Source organism: Pseudoalteromonas sp. NSLLW24, from assembly GCF_015864725.1.
GTDB classification, from domain to species: domain Bacteria; phylum Pseudomonadota; class Gammaproteobacteria; order Enterobacterales; family Alteromonadaceae; genus Pseudoalteromonas; species Pseudoalteromonas arctica.
In genome coordinates, this window is sequence record NZ_JADYWQ010000021.1 from 1 (window position 1) to 19622 (window position 19622).

At 39.8% G+C, this 19622-nt stretch carries 22 protein-coding genes; 6 read left to right on the plus strand and 16 right to left on the minus strand.

The features are described 5' to 3' along the window. Positions 1 to 387: 387 nt before the first annotated feature. Entirely contained in the window at positions 388 to 933 is a 546-nt protein-coding gene (locus I6E72_RS17425) for a gamma carbonic anhydrase family protein (protein WP_197113400.1), read from the plus strand. On the opposite strand, the gene I6E72_RS17430 is transcribed toward I6E72_RS17425, so the two are convergent. Both I6E72_RS17430 and aroE read right to left on the minus strand, forming a co-directional pair. Continuing rightward, positions 925 to 1179, minus strand: a complete 255-nt coding sequence (locus I6E72_RS17430; protein WP_007584142.1) for a DUF1488 family protein — start codon at positions 1177 to 1179, stop codon at positions 925 to 927. The two genes, I6E72_RS17425 and I6E72_RS17430, sit on opposite strands and share 9 nt — an antisense overlap. After that, on the minus strand, positions 1176 to 2000 hold the full coding sequence (aroE, locus tag I6E72_RS17435; RefSeq protein WP_197113402.1) for a shikimate dehydrogenase: 825 nt from the start codon (positions 1998 to 2000) through the stop codon (positions 1176 to 1178). Before aroE ends, I6E72_RS17430 begins: the two co-directional genes overlap by 4 nt. A gap of 53 nt (positions 2001 to 2053) precedes the next feature. Here aroE and I6E72_RS17440 point away from each other — a divergent pair, with 53 nt between their 5' ends. Beyond that, on the plus strand, positions 2054 to 2491 hold the full coding sequence (locus I6E72_RS17440; RefSeq protein WP_197113405.1) for a group II truncated hemoglobin: 438 nt from the start codon (positions 2054 to 2056) through the stop codon (positions 2489 to 2491). Between the two features lie 63 nt (positions 2492 to 2554). On the opposite strand, the gene hemF is transcribed toward I6E72_RS17440, so the two are convergent. From hemF to I6E72_RS17470, 6 genes are all read right to left on the minus strand, one after another. Beyond that, the gene (gene hemF / locus I6E72_RS17445) at positions 2555 to 3505 is read right to left on the minus strand and encodes an oxygen-dependent coproporphyrinogen oxidase (protein ID WP_007584146.1); all 951 of its coding nucleotides are present in this window, start codon (positions 3503 to 3505) and stop codon (positions 2555 to 2557) included. Between the two features lies 1 nt (position 3506). After that, positions 3507 to 4070 (minus strand): L-threonylcarbamoyladenylate synthase, encoded by a 564-nt coding sequence (locus I6E72_RS17450; protein WP_010555163.1) that lies wholly within the window; start codon positions 4068 to 4070, stop codon positions 3507 to 3509. A gap of 25 nt (positions 4071 to 4095) precedes the next feature. Next, complete coding sequence (locus tag I6E72_RS17455; protein WP_010555162.1) at positions 4096 to 4671, minus strand: DNA topoisomerase family protein; 576 nt, start codon at positions 4669 to 4671, stop codon at positions 4096 to 4098. A 114-nt stretch (positions 4672 to 4785) separates the two neighbouring features. Beyond that, positions 4786 to 5259 carry a DUF494 family protein gene (locus tag I6E72_RS17460; RefSeq protein ID WP_010555161.1) on the minus strand — a complete coding sequence of 158 codons (474 nt, stop codon included), beginning with the start codon at positions 5257 to 5259 and terminating at the stop codon, positions 4786 to 4788. A 1-nt stretch (position 5260) separates the two neighbouring features. After that, positions 5261 to 6352 (minus strand): DNA-processing protein DprA, encoded by a 1092-nt coding sequence (dprA, locus tag I6E72_RS17465; protein ID WP_197113427.1) that lies wholly within the window; start codon positions 6350 to 6352, stop codon positions 5261 to 5263. Between the two features lie 31 nt (positions 6353 to 6383). Continuing rightward, positions 6384 to 7502, minus strand: a complete 1119-nt coding sequence (locus I6E72_RS17470) for a LysM peptidoglycan-binding domain-containing protein (protein ID WP_197113430.1) — start codon at positions 7500 to 7502, stop codon at positions 6384 to 6386. 118 nt (positions 7503 to 7620) lie between these two features. On the opposite strand from I6E72_RS17470, the gene def reads away from it, so the two are divergent. The 4 genes from def to trkA all read left to right on the plus strand — a co-directional run bounded on the left by def (position 7621) and on the right by trkA (position 11853). Then, positions 7621 to 8124, plus strand: coding sequence for a peptide deformylase (gene def / locus I6E72_RS17475; RefSeq protein ID WP_197113433.1), 504 nt, complete (start codon positions 7621 to 7623; stop codon positions 8122 to 8124). 24 nt (positions 8125 to 8148) lie between these two features. Continuing rightward, a complete protein-coding gene (gene fmt, locus I6E72_RS17480; RefSeq protein WP_007584170.1) occupies positions 8149 to 9102 on the plus strand; it encodes a methionyl-tRNA formyltransferase in 954 nt (317 codons plus the stop codon). Further along, positions 9095 to 10390 carry a 16S rRNA (cytosine(967)-C(5))-methyltransferase RsmB gene (gene rsmB / locus I6E72_RS17485; protein WP_007584175.1) on the plus strand — a complete coding sequence of 432 codons (1296 nt, stop codon included), beginning with the start codon at positions 9095 to 9097 and terminating at the stop codon, positions 10388 to 10390. Before fmt ends, rsmB begins: the two co-directional genes overlap by 8 nt. Before the next feature lie 86 nt (positions 10391 to 10476). Further along, entirely contained in the window at positions 10477 to 11853 is a 1377-nt protein-coding gene (gene trkA, locus I6E72_RS17490) for a Trk system potassium transporter TrkA (protein WP_004335170.1), read from the plus strand. Positions 11854 to 11934: 81 nt separating this feature from the next. Here trkA and I6E72_RS17495 read toward each other — a convergent pair whose 3' ends face one another. The 8 genes from I6E72_RS17495 to I6E72_RS17530 form a co-directional block, all read right to left on the minus strand. Beyond that, positions 11935 to 12150, minus strand: a complete 216-nt coding sequence (locus I6E72_RS17495; RefSeq protein ID WP_007584177.1) for an EF-hand domain-containing protein — start codon at positions 12148 to 12150, stop codon at positions 11935 to 11937. 77 nt (positions 12151 to 12227) lie between these two features. Then, complete coding sequence (locus I6E72_RS17500) at positions 12228 to 12440, minus strand: calmodulin (protein WP_004335174.1); 213 nt, start codon at positions 12438 to 12440, stop codon at positions 12228 to 12230. Between the two features lie 139 nt (positions 12441 to 12579). Next, positions 12580 to 12792, minus strand: a complete 213-nt coding sequence (locus I6E72_RS17505; protein WP_004335175.1) for an EF-hand domain-containing protein — start codon at positions 12790 to 12792, stop codon at positions 12580 to 12582. Between the two features lie 465 nt (positions 12793 to 13257). Next, positions 13258 to 13917 (minus strand): flagellar brake domain-containing protein, encoded by a 660-nt coding sequence (locus tag I6E72_RS17510; RefSeq protein ID WP_007584185.1) that lies wholly within the window; start codon positions 13915 to 13917, stop codon positions 13258 to 13260. Positions 13918 to 13961: 44 nt separating this feature from the next. After that, positions 13962 to 15413, minus strand: a complete 1452-nt coding sequence (locus tag I6E72_RS17515) for a TrkH family potassium uptake protein (RefSeq protein ID WP_121953916.1) — start codon at positions 15411 to 15413, stop codon at positions 13962 to 13964. A gap of 96 nt (positions 15414 to 15509) precedes the next feature. Continuing rightward, positions 15510 to 16124, minus strand: coding sequence for a YigZ family protein (locus I6E72_RS17520; RefSeq protein WP_008171987.1), 615 nt, complete (start codon positions 16122 to 16124; stop codon positions 15510 to 15512). A gap of 88 nt (positions 16125 to 16212) precedes the next feature. Further along, the gene (gene pepQ / locus I6E72_RS17525) at positions 16213 to 17535 is read right to left on the minus strand and encodes a Xaa-Pro dipeptidase (protein ID WP_024592280.1); all 1323 of its coding nucleotides are present in this window, start codon (positions 17533 to 17535) and stop codon (positions 16213 to 16215) included. Positions 17536 to 17694: 159 nt separating this feature from the next. Beyond that, positions 17695 to 19581, minus strand: coding sequence for a transglycosylase SLT domain-containing protein (locus I6E72_RS17530; protein WP_101216557.1), 1887 nt, complete (start codon positions 19579 to 19581; stop codon positions 17695 to 17697). Between the last annotated feature and the right edge of the window lie 41 nt (positions 19582 to 19622).

Consider the following 19622-nt stretch of genomic DNA (forward strand, 5'->3'; position numbering starts at 1 on the left):
ATTGCTTTATATTGTTAAAGAACGTTTTGAGTCGCTTTAGCGTCTCAAGGGATGCGAATAATACACCCTTTATTTTTCGAGTCAACACTTAGTTTTAAACTTTCTTTTGGAAGATTTAAAACCGAAGTTTTATTTAACTCTCTGAGTAGTTCGCTCCTCGCTATGCGTTGGCGTTTCCCGTCTCAGTGGGGTCGCATTATAGGGAGATCATATTTTTACGCAAGCACTTTTTTAAAGAAAAAGTAAAAAAAGATACTGTTCGGTTAGTATCTGAACTAAACCCCCTAAAACTGATAGTTTTGTAACCAAACAGTGCACTGTATGGTACAAAAATCACCTTGCTGATACACTCAAAGACTAATAATTATGATCTAAAAGGTACTAACTATGGCAATTCGTTCTTATAAAGGTGTTACTCCTTCATTTAATTCGTCTGTTTATATTGATGAGTCATCGGTTTTGGTTGGTAACATTACTTTAGGTGATAATAGTAGTGTGTGGCCGTTAGTAGCTGCACGTGGTGATGTTAACTATATACGTATTGGTGAGCGTACAAATATACAAGATGGCAGTGTTTTGCATTTATCTCGTGCAACTAAAAGCAATCCTGATGGTTACCCACTTATTATAGGTGACGATGTAACTGTTGGTCATAAGGTAATGTTGCATGGATGCGTACTAGGAGATCGTATACTTGTGGGTATGGGCGCTATCATTATGGATAACGTGGTTGTTGAAGATGATGTAATTATAGGCGGCGGCTCTTTGGTGCCTCCAAACAAGCGTTTAGAGTCTGGTTACTTATATGTAGGAAGTCCAGCTAAGCAAGCCCGCCCTCTTACAGAGCAAGAACTTGCCTTCTTAAAAATATCTGCCGATAACTATGTATCACTTAAAGATGAATACTTAGCTGAAATCGATAACTTAAGTTAATAAGCTTACTTCAATTTGGCCTGCCGAGTTATAGCTCTCTTCTTCGATAAGCTCCTCGGCACGTTCTTCGTAATCAAAACGATACTTTTCAAAATACTCTGTTGCGTGACTTTCGTCTGTTAATTTAAGTGTATTTACTTCTATTATACATTCCACCAGCATGCCACTAACTTGTGCAAAAAAAACTAACTGATGATCGGGCTCTCTAAACTCTAGCCTATCTATAAACTGTATTGCCTGATTCATTTAAGCGTTCCTTGTTTGAGTGCATCAACGACGGGAAGTATTTTTGGCATTTTGTTACGCCATACATAATATGCTTGAGCAGCTTGACCAACTAACATTCCACTGCCATCTAAAAGCTTAGCGTTAATATTATGCTGTGCAACCCAATTCATAAAAATGGTATTTTGCAATGAATAAAACATGTCATAAGCGACTTCACAGTTAGTTATGTGTTTTTCATCAAGAGCTGGAAGCTCATTATTCATACTGCTAGATGTAGAGTTTATAATTAGTGAGTAATCGCTTACTGGTAAATCATCAAAGCCAAAGCCAGATACTGGTCCATATTGAGTAAACAGCTCTGCGAGTTCTTTAGCTTTTTGTGCTGTGCGATTAACTATTATTATTTCCTGAGGGTTATGCTCTAACAAAGGTAAAATAACCCCTCGAGCAGCACCGCCCGCACCTATGATTAAAATGCGTTTATTAGTTATGGCTACTTCATTAGCGACTAAATCATTTACAAAGCCCACACCATCGGTGTTATCACCGAGTAATGTGCCATCATCTCGTTTTTTTAATGTATTAACAGCCCCTACAATTTTAGCTAATGGCGTAAGCTCATCGGCCATTGCATAGGCTTGCTCTTTAAATGGCATTGTAACGTTAGCACCAACACCACCTTGCTCAAAAAAAGACAATACTGTTTTTTCAAAGTTATCGATAGGTGCTAATATTGCGCGATAGTCGATTTGCTCACCCAGTGATACAGCAAATTGTTTATGTATCGCGGGGGATTTTGAATGTTTAATTGGATTTCCAAAAACCGCATATTTGTCCATTTTAAAGCAACCTCTTTGCAGCTATATACTGCCTATTAACGATGATAAGTAATATGATTAAACGACTTTTTTCTAAATCTAAGCCAGCTCCTGAGCAACAGGCTCCTACTCCTGAAAAAACACCGTATGAAATAATAGGTGGAGAAAAAGGGGCGCGTGCTATCTCCAATCGATTCTACGACATAATGGAGTCAGATGAATACGCTAAACCGTTATATGATATGCATCCTCTGCCATTAGATCGAATTCGCCAAGTATTTTTTGAATTTTTATCTGGTTGGTTAGGCGGGCCAAACCTATTTACTGAAAAACATGGCCAGCCAATGCTACGTAAAAGGCATATGCCTTTTACTGTAGATAAAGCATTGCGCGATCAGTGGGTGCACTGCATGAATAAAACGCTGGATATAGAAATAGACAATCCGTTGTTACGTGAAGGCTTAAAACAATCATTCTCTCAACTAGCAACGCATATGATCAATCAGCATTAAATTTGTATTTAGCTACAATGTAAAAAGGCGCTTATTAGCGCCTTTTTGATTACTGTGTAATTGTTATAATTGCCATTCTCTGGCTATCAGCTCACTTGGTTGACTCGTTAGCCACTCTTGCGGGCGTAAGTAATACTGATATAGGTTAGCTTCTGGGCTACTTGGCTCTGGTTTATAGTTATATTCCCAGCGTGCAAGTGGTGGCATAGACATTAATATAGACTCAGTGCGCCCGCCACTTTGCAGTCCAAACAACGTGCCTCTATCCCATACTAAATTAAACTCTACATAACGTCCGCGACGATAAAGCTGAAAATCACGTTGTTGTTCTGTGTATTCGTCATTTTTGCGACGTTCAATAATAGGTAAATAGGCATCTAAAAATCCATTACCCACCGATTGCATAAACGCAAAACTCTTTTCAAAACCAAGTTCGTTTAAATCGTCAAAAAACAAACCGCCTACTCCGCGCGTCTCGTCTCTGTGCTTTAAATAAAAATACTCGTCGCACCATGTTTTATATTTTGGATAAACTTCACTACCAAATGGCGCACAAATGTCGTGAGCAACTTGATGCCAATGCTGTACGTCTTCTAATACTGGATAAAAAGGAGTGAGATCAAATCCGCCACCAAACCACCATATTGGCTCTTCGCCTTCTTTTTCGGCTATAAAAAAGCGCACATTGGCATGACTTGTTGGTACATGAGGGTTTTTAGGGTGAATAACTAACGACACACCACATGCGTGAAAGCTTCGCCCTGCAAGCTCTGGTCTATGTGCTGTTGCAGAACCTGGCATTGAAGCGCCAAATACATGAGAGTAATTTACTCCACCTTGCTCTATTACAGTGCCATTTGTGGTTACACGTGTACGACCACCACCGCCTTCTGCTCGCTGCCAGTTATCCTCTATAAATTTAGCACTGCCATCTGCAGCCTCCAAACCTTTGCAAATAGTGTCTTGCAAAGCCATAAAGTATGCTTTTACTTGATCTAATAATTCGCTTTGCATATTAACCTCTAAATATTTTTCCAGTCATGGCATCTTTTATTGTGCTTGGTTGAGTATTACCACCTAACGCCTCATCAACGTAAAAGCCAACTTGTTCTGCAAATTGCGCTTTAGCTTGCTCAATACTAATTACCGTTTCTTGACCGGTTAAGTTTGCACTGGTTGATACTAGTGGCTTACCAAACTCTTGGCACAAACGTTTTACTGTAGGATGGTTTGTTACTCTTACTGCAATGGTATCAAACTGCCCTGTGAGCCATTTAGGCGTATTTTTAGATGCAGGCATAACCCATGTAATTGCAGCAGGCCAACTCGAAAAAATATCAGCTCGTTTATCCATTGGTATTTTTGCATCATCTACGTATTTTAATAATTGTCCGTAGTTATCAGCAATTAAAATAAGTCCTTTTTCAACCGGGCGCTGCTTAATAGCTAATAGTGCCTCAACGGCTTGTTGATTATCTGGATCACACCCTAAACCATATACAGCTTCTGTTGGGTATAAAATAACTTCGCCTTGCGTTAAGCATGTTATTGCAGTGGGCGTATTTGAAAGGTCTGACAAAGTAGTCTCCAGATATAATTAAACGTTATTCAGTTGGGGTGAGCTTATGCATGCAGCTTTTTTGTGGGCATTGCAATAATGTGCCGTTTGCCATATTTCTCTCTATGACGATAGGCCAGTTACATTCAGGACACGGGTGTTCAACCGGTTTATTATTAAGTGTGTATTTACAACTTGGATAGCAATCACAAGAATAAAATACTTTACCAAATTTATTACTGCGCGCAACTAAATGACCTTTTTTGCATTTAGGGCAACTTGGCAAAGTGTCTTCGCTTTGTTTTTCTTCATTTTCGTTAGCAATGTAATGACACTCTGGATATCCCGTACACCCAATAAACATACCGTAGCGGCCATTTTTAACCACCAGCGGTTTACTGCACTGCGGGCATGCTGAATCTTCAAGAACTTTAATTTCATTACTATCGTGATGTGCCAACGGCCTAATAAAGTCGCATTTGGGATAACTTGCGCATCCTAAAAAAGGGCCTGATTTACTATTGCGGATCACTAACTCTGAACCACACTGTGGGCATATCTCGTATTCTTTTTCGAGGGCGTGCTTGTTCGCCGAGAAAAGCGAATGGTCGATTTTACTCATGGTGATCCTAATAGGTTGGTGAATTTTCGCCTAATATACCCAAACCACTTAAAGATACAAGCAATGCCGTGCTTATCCGTTTAAGTAATTTGAGTACAATTAAGATAATTATCTCTAATGAAGAAGTTCGCTAGGTTCATCAAAAATCAAATCTTCCATTTGCTCATATGCCTCTTCAGAGCCAGGAACATTAAACAAAATCATAAGTACAATCCATTTTAAATCTTCTAGGCTTATGGTTGGTTTATCTAGTGAGGCTAAACAGTCCATTACCATCTCACGAGTTACATTGTTAATTACGCCTATTTGCTCAATAAACATTAAAAAGCCACGACACTCAGCACTGAGCCTTTGGCATTCACTATCGGTAAATATACGCACAGCATCTTTAGGGTTAGTAATAAGATAAGGAGACTCGTCACTGTGTTGTAAATCGGCGAGTTGCTCTAACCAATCGAGTGCTTTAAATATCTCAGGCTTATTAAAGCCCGCCCGCAGTAGCTCATCGGTTAATTCATTTTGCTCTGCAAATATATCCGCTTCGCTATGAATGTAATTTTCAAAAAGATATAAAAGAATATCAAACATATTACCTCCCTGCGCTCAACTTAATATAACCATCTAACACTCGCTCAATCTGATCGTCTAATTCTAAATCGAGCAACCTAGCGAGCACTTTGTCTATTGGCCACTGTGCGCGACGTACAATGTCGTCTACGCTGGTGACTTCAAAGCCAATACTATTTAAAACCTCGCATTGAGAATTTGCCTGAATAGGCTGCTCTTTGTTACATACATTATTGTCGTAAGTAAAACTCACCTCATCAAGAATGTCAGCCACGTTTTCTACCAGCTTAGCACCTTGCTTTATTAAAAAGTGACTTGCCTGCGCTAACGGGTTTTTAATAGAACCCGGTACTGCAAATACCTCTTTATTTTGTTCAAGCGCATAGCGTACTGTAATTAACGAACCACTTTTAATTTCAGCCTCAACAATAAGTACTCCTAACGATAACCCAGAAATAATACGATTACGGCGCGGAAAGTTATGCGCATGAGCAGCTGCCCCTGGTAAAAACTCACTCACCAACAGGCCGCTTTCTAAAACTTGGTCTGTTAATAGTTTATGGCGTTTAGGATAGTAAATATCAACCCCAGTACCAAGCACCGCTATGGTTTTACCCGTACCAGCAAGAGAGCCCTTATGTGCTGCTCCATCTATTCCCCGTGCCATACCTGAGGTAACTGTAATACCCGCTAAAGTTAACTCGTATGCAAATTCTGATGCTATTTCAAGCCCGGTAGGTGTGGCATTACGACTTCCTACAATTGCAATTTGTGGAGTAGATAATAACGAGACATCTCCCCTACAAAATAGTAATAAAGGCGCACTGGCAATCTGTCGGAGATCTTCTGGATAAAGCGCATCAAAAATACAGACAACCGTAATATCGTGCAGCGTAATTAATTGCTCATAATGGCTGACTTGTTGCCAATTGGTGTTGAGTAAATTACTAGCTTGGTTAGCGGTTAATCCAAGCTGTAAAAGCTTGTCATGAGATAAGTCGAATAACGACCCAAGGGAATAGTTTGTAGATAGTGCTAAAAGGGTTTTGATACCCAACCCTTTACACATATAAAAGGCAAGCCAGTGGGCTAGCTTGCCAGATGACTGATCCATGCTCTCTCCTAAAGCACCGACTCGCTACTTCTTAATGAATAACTGCAATATCTCCAATGCGAATTGGGTGCTGGTTTTTAGTTATTAATGCATAACTTATTTTGTCATACACTTTAAAGACAATTAGCTCGCCAACTTTTTCTTTAGGCATAGTCCACGTTGTGCTCTCTTCGTCAGACTCATCACCAAATAATTGGCTCACATCAGATAAAAGCTTCTCGTATTTACTAGAATCTTCGGGGTAACGAGGGCCACGAGGACCATCAATAACCGTTGGCGATTGACGTTCTAGATCTAATACATGACCCGCTTCTATGTTTTGTTCACTGCCTAAGTTTAGCACTACAACATCCATTGTGCTGAATTCTCTAACTTGTCGTGGGGAAGCAATAATATTCCCTGTTACAGGCTCAGAAGGACGGTGAATATTAAAGTACGCAGGAAGCATTTGACCTTCCATTGCCGGCATTAAAAAATCGCCTTGCTGAATTTCTCGTTTAACAGACTCAACACGTAATGACGAAGGCACGCCATTGTGTTCATCACCCGCTCTAAACGCACGTGCGATACCCACGTAAGATGCACGCGTTGCTAACACCTCACCGGTTAAATCGGTGTAAGGGTCACCTTTATGGTAAATGGCATATGCTTTATGTACTTGTAAGTCGCCTTTAACATATAAAATATGGCCTAACGTTTGTGTTTTAGTATTTTCGTTAGCACCTAAAATATAAGGTTTGTCTTTAATATCGTCACTGTTCATTGCTTGCTCGTAACTGATATACGGTTTGATCATTTCAAGCGGCAAAGTAGTAATAGCATTACGCCCTTTTGGTGTAATACGACCCTGAGGAGATAGCTTTCTATATCCTTTATTAATCACTAAACGTGGGTTTCCATCTGCATCGTATATCAGCGCTAATGCATCACCGGGGTAAATTAGGTGCGGGTTGTCAATTTGTGGATTCATTTGCCAAAGTTCAGGCCATAGCCAAGGCTCATCTAAATAGATGCCAGAAATATCCCAAAGTGTATCGCCTTTTTTTACAACATACTGTTTTGGTGCATCTTTTTTTATTTTAAGCACGTCAGCAATTGCGGGAAACGCAGCACTTAACGTAAGCATGATTGCAAGTAATGGAGATTTCATTGAGCTTCCTTGTATTGTTTTTTCATTATTATTGCCCAAAACCTGTTAAAGGTGAACGCGAATGGCTAAAATAAGAGCATACAATACCCTAAATTAAGCACAAGTGAAAAAGGTAACTATGGCTAGGTTAGAAGTTTTAAGATTTCCAGATGAACGTTTACGTACTATAGCAAAAGATGTTGCACAAGTTGACGACACAGTACGCCAAATTGTAAAAGACATGCTAGGGACAATGTACGATGAAAATGGCATTGGACTTGCGGCCACGCAAGTAGATATTCATCAACGAATCGTTGTTATTGATGTATCAGAAGAGCGCGATGAGCCACTGGTATTAATTAATCCACAAATCATTAAAAAAGACGGCTCTACCGTTAGCGAAGAAGGCTGTTTATCAGTACCTAACTCGTATGCAAAAGTAGACCGCGCTGAAACAGTAACAGTCGCTGCACTTAACGAAAACGGTGAAGAGTTTGTACTAGATGCAGATGAATTACTGGCTATTTGTATTCAACACGAACTAGATCACCTTCAAGGTAAGCTGTTTATTGATTACTTATCTCCATTAAAGCGCCAACGTATTCGTAAAAAGCTTGAAAAAGAAGCTAAATTTGCAGATTAGTAATAAGTACCTTAGGAAAACTCAGTGACTCAACCATTACGCATTATATTTGCCGGTACGCCGGACTTTGCAGCACGTCATTTACAAGCGCTGATACAAAGCGAACACCAAATAGTGGGTGTATATAGCCAGCCAGATCGCCCTGCAGGTCGTGGTAAAAAATTAAAAGCCAGTGAAGTGAAAGAGCTAGCGCTTGAGCACAACTTACCTGTTTTTCAGCCACAGTCATTAAAAAATGATGAAGCACTAGCAGAGCTAACAAGCTTAAATGCCGACATTATGATTGTTGTAGCGTATGGCTTAATCTTACCTAAAGCTATATTAGAAGCCCCACGTTTGGGTTGTTTAAATGTGCATGGCTCTATATTACCGCGCTGGCGCGGCGCTGCACCTATTCAACGCGCAATTTGGGCAGGTGATGAGCAAACCGGCGTAACAATAATGCAAATGGATGAAGGGCTAGATACCGGCGATATGTTACATATAAGTCGCTGCCCTATTAGCACGACAGAAACTAGCGCTAGTTTATATACAAAGCTTGCTGAGCTAGGTCCAGACGCGTTAATTGAAACCATTAATAAATTAGCTAATGGCGAGATCACCCCTGAACCTCAAAATGATGAACTTGCTAACTACGCTAAAAAGCTTTCTAAAGAGGAAGCTAATATCGATTGGTCAATGAGTGCACTGCAAATTGAGCGAAACATTCGCTCTTTTAATCCATGGCCAGTGTGCTTTACCCAAATGGGTGGGCAAACAGTAAAGATTTATCAAGCGCAGGTTGTGCTGCAATCAGGTGATCCTGGGCAAATTTTATCAAGCGACAAAAATGGCGTAGTAGTGGCGTGTGGCGAACACGCTTTATGTATTACGCAATTACAGCCGCAAGGTAAAAAACCAATGGCAATTAACGACTTTTTAAATGGTCGTAGTGACTGGGTTACCCCTGGCACAATATTAGGCGAAAACAATGAGTAATGTTCCAAACGTACGAGCGCTGGCCGCTGAAACTTTATATAACGTAGTTGATAAAGGCGCATCGCTTAATCAAGAACTTCCATTTGCAAGCCAAGGCTTGCCGCCTAAAGATAAAGCGTTGCTACAGCAAATTTGTTATGGCGTTTTACGCTACTTACCTAGCCTTGAAAATTACTGCCAACACTTAGTAGAGCAGCCATTAAAAGGTAAACGTAGAATATTTCAGTTTTTATTATACGTAGGTATTTATCAACTGCAGCATATGCGCGTACCACCACATGCTGCAATTTCAGAAACTGTAAACGCACTGGCTCAACTGCGCGCTTTAGGATTAAAAGGGCTGATAAACGCCATTTTACGTAGTTTTCAGCGCCAACAAGCAGAGCTTGAAGAAAAAGCGAAGCTTATTCCGGTATGTTTATACAACCATCCAAATTGGTTTATTAAACAGGTGCAAACAGCCTACCCAGATAGCTGGGAAGCACTACTTGAAGAAAACCAGCAACAAGCACCAATGTGGCTTCGTGTAAATCAAGCACAATTTAGCACGCAAGAGTACAGCGAAATGCTTAGCGCTAACGATATTGAACACACCTTAAACCCTGACTTTATTGATGGGATTAAGCTTGCCAAACCACGTGATGTATTTTCGTTGCCTGAGTTTGATACAGGTGCATGTTCAGTACAAGATGCTGCAGCACAGTTGGCAGCCCGCTTTTTAGAACCTAAAGCAGATGACTATATTTTAGATGCCTGTGCAGCACCTGGCGGAAAAACGTGTCATATATTAGAGCTTGCTGATGCTGATGTACTTGCACTTGATAGCGACTCAACTCGCCTTGAACGCGTTAAGCAAAACTTAACTCGTATTGGCTTAGGTGCAGACCTACAATGTGGCGATGCCTCACAACCACATACTTGGTGGGACGAAAAATTATTTGATCGTATTTTGCTTGATGTGCCTTGTTCAGCCACTGGCGTAATTCGCCGTCACCCTGATATAAAATGGTTACGTCGCGCATCAGATATCGAAGACTTATCTAAGTTACAAAACGATATTCTTGATAGCATTTGGCCACTGTTAAAACCAGGTGGCACATTGGTATATGCTACGTGTTCGGTTCTTCCACAAGAAAACCAACAGCAAGTTGCTAAGTTTTTAGCTAATAACGATGATGTAGAACATATACCTCTACACGAAAATGATACCGTAACAACTCCAGGTTTGCAGTTACTGCCCGGTGAAAGTGATGGATTTTATTACGCTAAGCTAGTTAAAAAAGCCTAATAGCCGTACACTAAATAGTTAGCCATTTATGAAACATTAAATGGCTATTTTTTTAATTAAATTATGATCAATACCACGGGTAAATAATGAAAATAATTATACTCGGTGCCGGGCAAGTTGGTGCTACGCTTGCTGAAAACTTAGTTGGCGAACAAAACGAAATTACCGTTGTTGATATAGACGGTAACCGATTACGTGAACTTCAAGATAAGTACGACTTACAAGGGGTTATGGGCCACAGTGCGCATCCTGATGTATTACGCCGTGCAGGTGCTGAAGATGCCGATATGATTATAGCGGTAACCAGTTCAGATGAAGTGAACATGGTTGCATGCCAAGTGGCGTACAGTATTTTTAAAACGCCCACTAAAATTGCCCGCATTCGCTCAGAGCAATATTTAAAATACCGCGAAAAACTATTTCAAAACGATGATTTACCAATCGATCATTACATTGCTCCCGAAGCACTGGTCACTAAGTATATTCGCCGTCTAATTGACTACCCTGGTGCTCTGCAAGTATTGCAGTTTGCTGATGGCATGCTCTCGTTAGTAGCCGTAAAAGCTTACTATGGGGGTTTATTAGTAGGTTATGCGTTATCTGCACTTAAAGAACATATTCCTAATGTAGAAACTCGTGTTGCCGCTATTTATCGTCAAGGTAAAGCAATCAAACCACTGGGTACCACCGTTATTGAAGCCGATGACGAAGTATTCTTTATTGCCGCTACAAAACATATACGCGCAGTAATGAACGAGCTACAAAAACTTGAGCGTTCGTACAAAAAAATTATGATAGCTGGTGGCGGTAACATTGGGGCAGGCCTTGCCCGCTCACTTGAAAAAAACCACACCGTTAAACTAATTGAACGCAGTAAAGAACGTGCCGAGCAACTCTCAGAAATGCTCGATAACACGGTCGTTTTTTGTGGTGACGCATCTGATCAAGAACTGCTCTCAGAAGAGCATATTGAACAAGTCGATGTATTTATTGCCGTAACCAACGACGATGAAGCAAACATTATGTCGGCCATGCTTGCAAAACGTATGGGCGCACAAAAAACCATGGTACTTATTCAACGTGGAGCTTACGTTGATTTGGTACAAGGCGGCGAAATAGATATTGCCATATCGCCACAACAAGCAACTATATCAGCGTTATTAACGCACGTACGCCGTGGTGATATTGTTAACGTGTATTCACTGCGTAAAGGCGCAGCAGAAGCCATTGAAGCGGTTGCTCATGGTGATGAAAACACATCTAAAGTGGTTGGGCGTGCGATTGCCGACATAAAACTTCCTGCAGGTACAACCATTGGGGCAATAGTACGTAATGACGATGTGTTGATAGCTCACGATGATACAATTATTATGTCGGGCGATCATGTCATCATGTTTTTAATCGACAAAAAACACATTACCGTTGTAGAAAAACTATTCCAAGTAAGTGCTATATTCCTTTAACTAGTTACTCTAATTAGTTAATTTAATACACAAAAAAGCCGCTGACTAAGGCGGCTTTAATGGAGTATGCTTAAATATTGATTACTGTACTTTTGAAAACTCTTCTTTAGAGATTTCACCATTACCATCAGTATCCAAATCATCAAAAATCTTTACAAGCTGAGGGTTAACCTTTGCTTCTTCCATTGTAATAGCACCGTTACCATCTGCATCAAAAGAGGCAAAATCTACTGCGGCATATGCTGCTGATGAAGATGCTAAAACGATAACTGCAAGTGTTGTATTTAATGTTTTCATAATAATATTCCTAGTAATATGGGAAGTCCTTTTCAAAGATCCCTGACTGTGAAAAATGTTTAATCTGAAAAGATTAATTAGTAATTAGCGAATTCTTCTTTAGAAAGCTCGCCGCTACCGTCGGTATCTAGCTCAATAAATTCAGCCATTAAATCTGTATCGACTGCCGCTTCGCTTGGGCTAATTGTGCCGCTACCATCGATATCAAGGCTGTCAAAATCTGATGCTGCAAATGCAGCGGAAGAAGATGCTAGTACTATAAGTGCTAATGCTTTATTTAAATGTTTCATAACTTAATCCTTCAATGTTCTATCAAAAAAATTGCTTCGTTTAACTTAAAACGTAATTTTCCACTTCCTTGTTATCCTCTTTCGTAAGCTCCCTTGCCTACTTAGGTGTCTTTGGCAACTCAGGATAAATACTTTTTAATTAAGCTTCTGAAAATTCTTCTTTTGATAACTCACCATTTTGGTCAGTATCAAGCTCAGAAAACATGCTCATTAGCTTTGCATCTACTGATGCTTCTGCTTGGCTAATTGTGCCACTGCCGTCTACATCCAGTGTGTCAAAATCTGTTGCAGCAAAAGCGGCTGAAGAAGATGCAATAGCGATAAGTGCTAAAGTTTTATTAATACTTTTCATAATATGTATCCTTCAAATTTATGTGTGTGCGATTAAGTATTTCACTTTGAATCACGATTTCGTTCAGTACACTTAGACTATTACAACTTAGATGCCAACATTTAAAAGCTATTAATTTTCAATAAGTTAAATATAAAACGTACAACAAGAAGGCGTTTTTAGAATAGTTATTGTTGCCCTTTAGCAACACGTTTTAAAGAGATGATATTAAAGTCATTAAAAACATATAGTTATGTTTATATAAAAAGATACATTTTTAAATGTACGGTTTTAAAAGGAGGGATTTAAAATAATAATTGAGATAAATTTTAACGAGGTAGCTTTAATAACAAAAAACAAGCTGTAAAAAACAAAACGTAATCAATTGTTTTATTTAAATAATAATTTTAATTATGAAAGAGAGAAAAAACATTTTATAAATACTGACATAAAATGCCTTTTTGTTGCAAATAAGCGAAAACCTATTTATTCAACGGTAGGCTCAAGCGCAGAAGGGTCTATAAAATGCTCTTTCATAAAGGCTTTCATTTCATCCTCGCTTGCTAGTAGCTTAATTCCACAGTGCACACCGGCGGCATGCTCTTTAACACTGCAAATTTCACCTTCAAAATCTTTATCACTGCTATTAAGTACGACAGTGCATTGCATATCTTTAATACTTTCAACTTGCTGATCGCCTCTAATATCAAACATTACACCAGTGAGTGAAATGTCTTTAATAAGGCCTTCAAGTACCCTATCGTCACTTAGCTTTAGCTTTGCAGGTAATAAGGTAGGTATGCGTGTTTGTGAGCGTAGCGCAAATAACTGCACTTGCTTTGGAAAGTTTATAAACACGAGTTTAGCGGGATGAGAGGCTACCGACATAATTTGCTGGCGAAACGCAATAACTTGCCCACCACTACCTTCAATAAGCGCTCTTACAACAACCATTACGCCATCACGTAAATAGTCACTCGCCGCAGGTAAACGCTTTGCATTGGGATAATTTAAAATAATAAACTGTTTATCGAGTAAACCAACTAATTCAGTTTTAACACGCTTACTGCTTGTAGGTGTTAATATTTCTAGGTCGACTAAGCTGCCTACACTTATATGCTTTAGCTTTTCTAAATTTGTTGGCATATCCCTTTCCCAATAGTTCGTAATTTAAAACTTAAGCCGCTCGTTTATCCACGCCAAAAAGTAGGCGTAAATAGCACTAATAAAGTAAATATTTCTAAACGACCAAACACCATTGCAATGGTAAGCAACCATTTAGCACCATCGGTTATAGCGCCATAATGCGATGCTACATCACCCAGACCTGGACCTAAGTTATTTAAACAAGCCGCAGTGGCTGAGAACGCAGTTATGTTATCCATACCCGTGCCCATAAGCGCTAACATAATAATAATAAACACCAATGCATACGCAGAGAAAAATCCCCACACGGCTTCTACTACTTTGTCTGGCAACGCCTTTCGACCCAGCTTGATTGAATATATAGCCCGAGGGTGCACCAAACGATTAAGCTCACGCACACCCTGCAAGTAAAGTAAGAACACGCGCACTACTTTCATACCACCACCGGTAGAGCCTGCACAACCACCAATAAAGCTCGAAAATATAAGTAAAATAGGTAAAAACAAAGGCCATGTTGAAAAGTTATCAGTAGCAAAGCCTGCTGTTGTACTCATAGAAACAGCTTGAAATAATGCCTGATCGAGGGTTTCATCGCCATTAGCAAATATTTCATTAGAGGAAAGTACGGTAAAGCAAATAACCACCAGCGCTAATTGAATACACAAAAACACCTTAAACTCAGGGTCTCGAATATAAACTTGTACGTTTCGACTCGCCACTGCAGCGTAGTGCAGGGAGAAGTTAACAGCGGCAATAATTAAAAAGAACACACAAATAAAGTTAATTACAGGGCTGTCAAAGTGCCCCATGGAAGCATCGTAAGTAGAAAAACCACCTATCGCGACCGTTGAGAATGCATGACATATCGCATCAAACCACTCCATCCCTGCTGCCCAATAAGCCAGCATACAAGCAATAGTCAGCGACACATAAATATACCAAAGGTGCTTTGCTGTATCGGCAATTCGCGGGGTCATTTTGGAATCTTTTACAGGCCCAGGTATTTCAGCGCGATATAACTGCATACCACCAACACCTAGCATGGGGAGTATAGCGACAGCGAGTACGATTATACCCATACCGCCAAACCACTGGAGTTGCTGGCGATAAAACAATACCGACTTAGGTAAGTACTCAATACCGGTAAGTACTGTAGCGCCGGTGGTTGTTAAGCCAGAGAATGCTTCAAACACCGCATCGGCGAGCGATAAATTAGGTTCTTGTAAAAATATAAGCGGCAAGGACGCAAACGCCCCAAGTACCAGCCAAAACAAAACAACAATTAAAAAGCCTTCACGTGCTTTTAAGTCACCGTTTTCATGGCGGTTTGGGTAATAAGCCATCATGCCAATAACAACACTAAAGATAAATGCTAAAACAAAAGGAACACCACCACCGTCTTTATATATTAAAGACACCAGTGCCGGAGGCACCATGGTAATACTAAACAGCGCAACAAGTTGGCCAAGAATTTTTATGATGGTACGAAATTGCATTTAGCTTGTCGCTTTTATTATTAGTAAATTCAGGCTGAGTAGTATCAACCAAATTAAATAGGGTCAGTATGCATTACATGCAATTTGTGTAGGTTATTACTCTTTAATAGTTAACTCAACTGCGCCGTGACTTAAATCAAAAATATCTTTGATTGCTTGCTGAGCTTCGCGGCTATCTATTGTAATCACCCATTCAATATTAGCAGTAAATTGCTTATCAATATTAAGCACTTGATACTTTGTTTTTAATAACTGCTCAATCGCACCTTGCATGCTGTACTCACTACTCCCTGTAATTTCAACACTGGGAACTTTAAGTACCGTTTGCAATTTTACTAGTGCATTATTTAATGAGCCACCATAAGCACGTACTAACCCGCCCGTGCCTAATTTTATGCCGCCAAAGTAACGTGTAACAACAGCTGTGATTTCGCCAAGGCCTGAACCCACCAGCACATTTAACATAGGTTTTCCTGCAGTGCCATTTGGTTCACCATCGTCCGAAAAACCATAAACATGGCTGCCACCGGGGTTGCCTGCCACATGTGCCCAGCAGTTATGACGCGCATCGCTATACTTTTCTTCAATGCTTTTAATAAATGCTTTAGCTGAATTTAAATCGGGGGTATGTGCAATGTGAACTATAAACGTACTTTTTTTAATTTCTTCTTGATGAAAAACGTCAGTAGCGGGATATTTATATTCAGACATATTTTAAACTTGTAAAAAGGGGGCCAAAAGGCCCCTTTAAATAATGTACGTATTTTAACGTGTATAAACTAATTAGTGTTAACTAGAATTAATCGAGCGCTAAATCTCGTGTCATATTCTCTAAGCTATCTTCGTGAACAATAATGTTATCTTCAATACGAATACCGCCAAATGGTTTAAATGACTCAACCTTTTCCCAATTAATAAATTGCTTATTATCGGTTTGCGCTAAATCACCAAGCAGTGAATCAATAAAATATAAGCCTGGCTCAATGGTAAACACTTGGTTTTTTTCAATCAGGCGAGTACAACGCAAAAATGGATGACCTTCAGGCGATGGTTGATGTGCGCCCTTTTCGTCACTCATAAAACCGCCCATATCATGCACTTGTAAACCAAGATGATGCCCTAGCCCATGTGGGAAGAAAGTAGAGGTAATTTTACGCTCAACAATTTCCTCAGCGGGTAGGTTAACAATTTTAAAGTCACTGAGTATTTGTGCGATACGGTTATGACATTCAACATGTAAATCACCATAAAGCATACCCGGCTTTAAACCTTTACCTAGTTCTATTTGTTGAACTGTCATAGCTTGTACAAGCTCAGCAAACTCACCCTGCTTTTTAAAATCATACGTACGAGTAATATCAGCAGCATAACCATTAAAGTTTGCACCAGCATCAATTAAAAATGAGTTATGAGTGTGTGGCGCTTTTGGATCAAAGTGCGTGTAGTGCAAAATAGCGCAGTTTTCGTTAAGCGCAACAATGTTGCCGTACGGCATTTCATTTTCGCTTTGACGTGTTGCCATTAAGTACGCTTGCTGAATATCGAACTCGCTACCACCATTAAAGAATGTGTCGCGTGCAGCTTTATGCCCATCTACTGCAATGCGGTTAGCGTTGCGTAAACATTCAAGTTCGTACTGCGTTTTATAAGCGCGGTGGTAATGAAAATAGTTAAGTACAGGCTCAGGGTTCATAATACTAAAACCAAGAGCTTGCGCTACTTCAATGTATTCGCCCATGTAAGCGTATTTAGCTTTATCGTATGGTAATAACTTTTCAACTTGATCAGGTTGTAGCAATAGCTCTATATCAAAGTACTCAGCCCAAAAGTCGCGAGGCTCGTCTGGTACCTTATGCCAAAAATCTACCGGGCGATAAAATATTAGTTTTGGTTTGTCGCTGCCATTTACCACAATCCAGCAATGAGGATTATCAATAACCGGTAACCACGCTTTAAACTGTGGATTAACTTTAAATGGATAATACATATCATCTAAAAACTGGCGCTTAGCTTGGCCTGAATGAATTACTAATCCTTCTAACCCTTCGCTATTACAAATTGTACGAGTACGCTGTTGCAGTGTTGCAATATGTTCGGCGTATAAAACGGCTAATTTATCCATTGTTAATCCATCTGTTAAATTTAACTTGCTCTGAGTCTACCACTTAAACACTAAGCGCTCAAAAAAGGGGGATATTTAACATGTAAACATCCCCCTTATTAATACCTATCGTGTTAAGTTATTGGTCGATTGGTCGATTGGTCGATTGGTATCATATATTCAACCGCCCATTTTCATTTCGAGTAGCGGCGCTAATACATTACCTTCTCGGCCCATTCTTGTATGGTAAACCTGCCTGTACGCAAATACATTTTTTACGTAATCGCGGGTTTCGCGATACGGAATAAGCTCTACCCATAACTCAGCCGGAATAGCGTCATCAGGTAACCAACGCTTTATACGGTGATAACCCGCATTATAAGAAGCTGTTGCCAGCACCTCATTGCCATGGTTTTTCTTTTTTAAGTACTGTAAGTAACTCGTACCCAACCTAATATTTGTTTTAGGTTGATATAAACGACTACTTGTCACACTGCCTTTATTTACATACTCAGCAGTACTAGGTAATAACTGCATTAAACCACGTGCATTAGCATGCGAGCGTGCATCTGGCGCAAAAGAGCTTTCGCGCCTTGCAATAGCAATACTCCAGGCAACATCTATCTTGCTACGTTTACTGTAGCGCTCAAAAACATCTTGAAACGCAAACGGAAAACGTTGCTCTACGTTATCCCACGCTTTAATTTTTGCTAAAGTAAAAATAGTACTGTCGTGCCAACCTAAATCGGTAGATAGTTGTGATGCTGCTAGCTTTTCTTCATTGCTAGACGTATCCGTTAAATAATTCCACTCACGGCGCGCCGACGTAAAGCGCTCAATATCATAAAGTGCTTTTGCACGCTTAAAGCCAGGTGCATTACTTACTTTATCTACAAGCACCTTATCGACTGCTAAAGGTTGATTATTTAAATCAACGGGCAAACCTAAACGTGCTGCTGCTAAAAAGCCGTAATAATCACGATTAGCCGCTACTTTTTTCCAAATATCGTCTGCTTTTTGTTGCTCGCCACGTTTAGCATAGCTATAAGCTAACCAATATTGCTGGCCAAGGCTTAAATCCTCTTTACCCGTAAAAAATGCAGCAATCCCTTCCCAATCTTGGGTTTTGAGCATATTGCCCAGTTGCCATTGAATAAGCTTGCTGTCTAATCGCTCTTTCGGCACTTTATTTAGCCAAAAGCTCGCTTGCTTATGCCCGCTTGAAGCAAGTGACAACGCAAAGGTGTAATACACGTCAGCTTTATCTTCATCACTATACTTAAATATTTTTTCTAGTTTTTCCCATGCTTTTAAAGCAAGCTCTTTATCACGCCAAACCAAACGTTTAACACCATAAATTGCTATTTGGCCTTCTTTAGCCGACTTATTTTTATATCGATATAATCCAGCTGCCGTGCTTGGATCTTTTCGCACTTTTAAGTATAAATCAGCTAAGTAACGCTCCTTACTTGGCAGTAAAGTTTTTAAGTAAGGCAATAAGCTTTGCGTCCCGCCTTGTGCAGCAAGTGTTACACGCTTCCAAACCGTTTCTTCTTTCATGTAGCCTTTTTTACGCCACGTAGAAAACAAACTATCACAGCCATTAGGTTGCGATTTACCAACGGCCCATAAGTCGGTCACCTGATTTAGAATCGCCTTTTCAGGCGCGCCCAAGTCGAGCTGAAAATCTAAATAAGTACAGGTAAGCCCAGTATTAGAAGTTTCACGGTAGTTGCGTATATACGCCGCTTTTTCATTGTTCTCTTTTAAATACTCCAACCACGCTTTGCGCACAGGCCACTCAAGCGGTGTATGCTGATATATATTTAAATAGTCTTCTATCTCTGCCTGATGCTTAATACTCGGGTGACGTTGCCAATATGTTTTTTCAACATACGGTTTTAACGGATGATTTAGGTTACTAACCGCTTGTTTAAAGTCTTGGTAACTTCCGTACCTTACTTTTTTTTCGGCATCTAAAAAGGCATCGTTATCGATACTTGCCTCGGCAGAGTGAAGAGGGAAAATGAATGCAGCTGCCGCAACACTTAGTAAATATTTTTTCATAATGTCCTTTAATAAAAATTAAAGTAGTGAATAAAAACTTT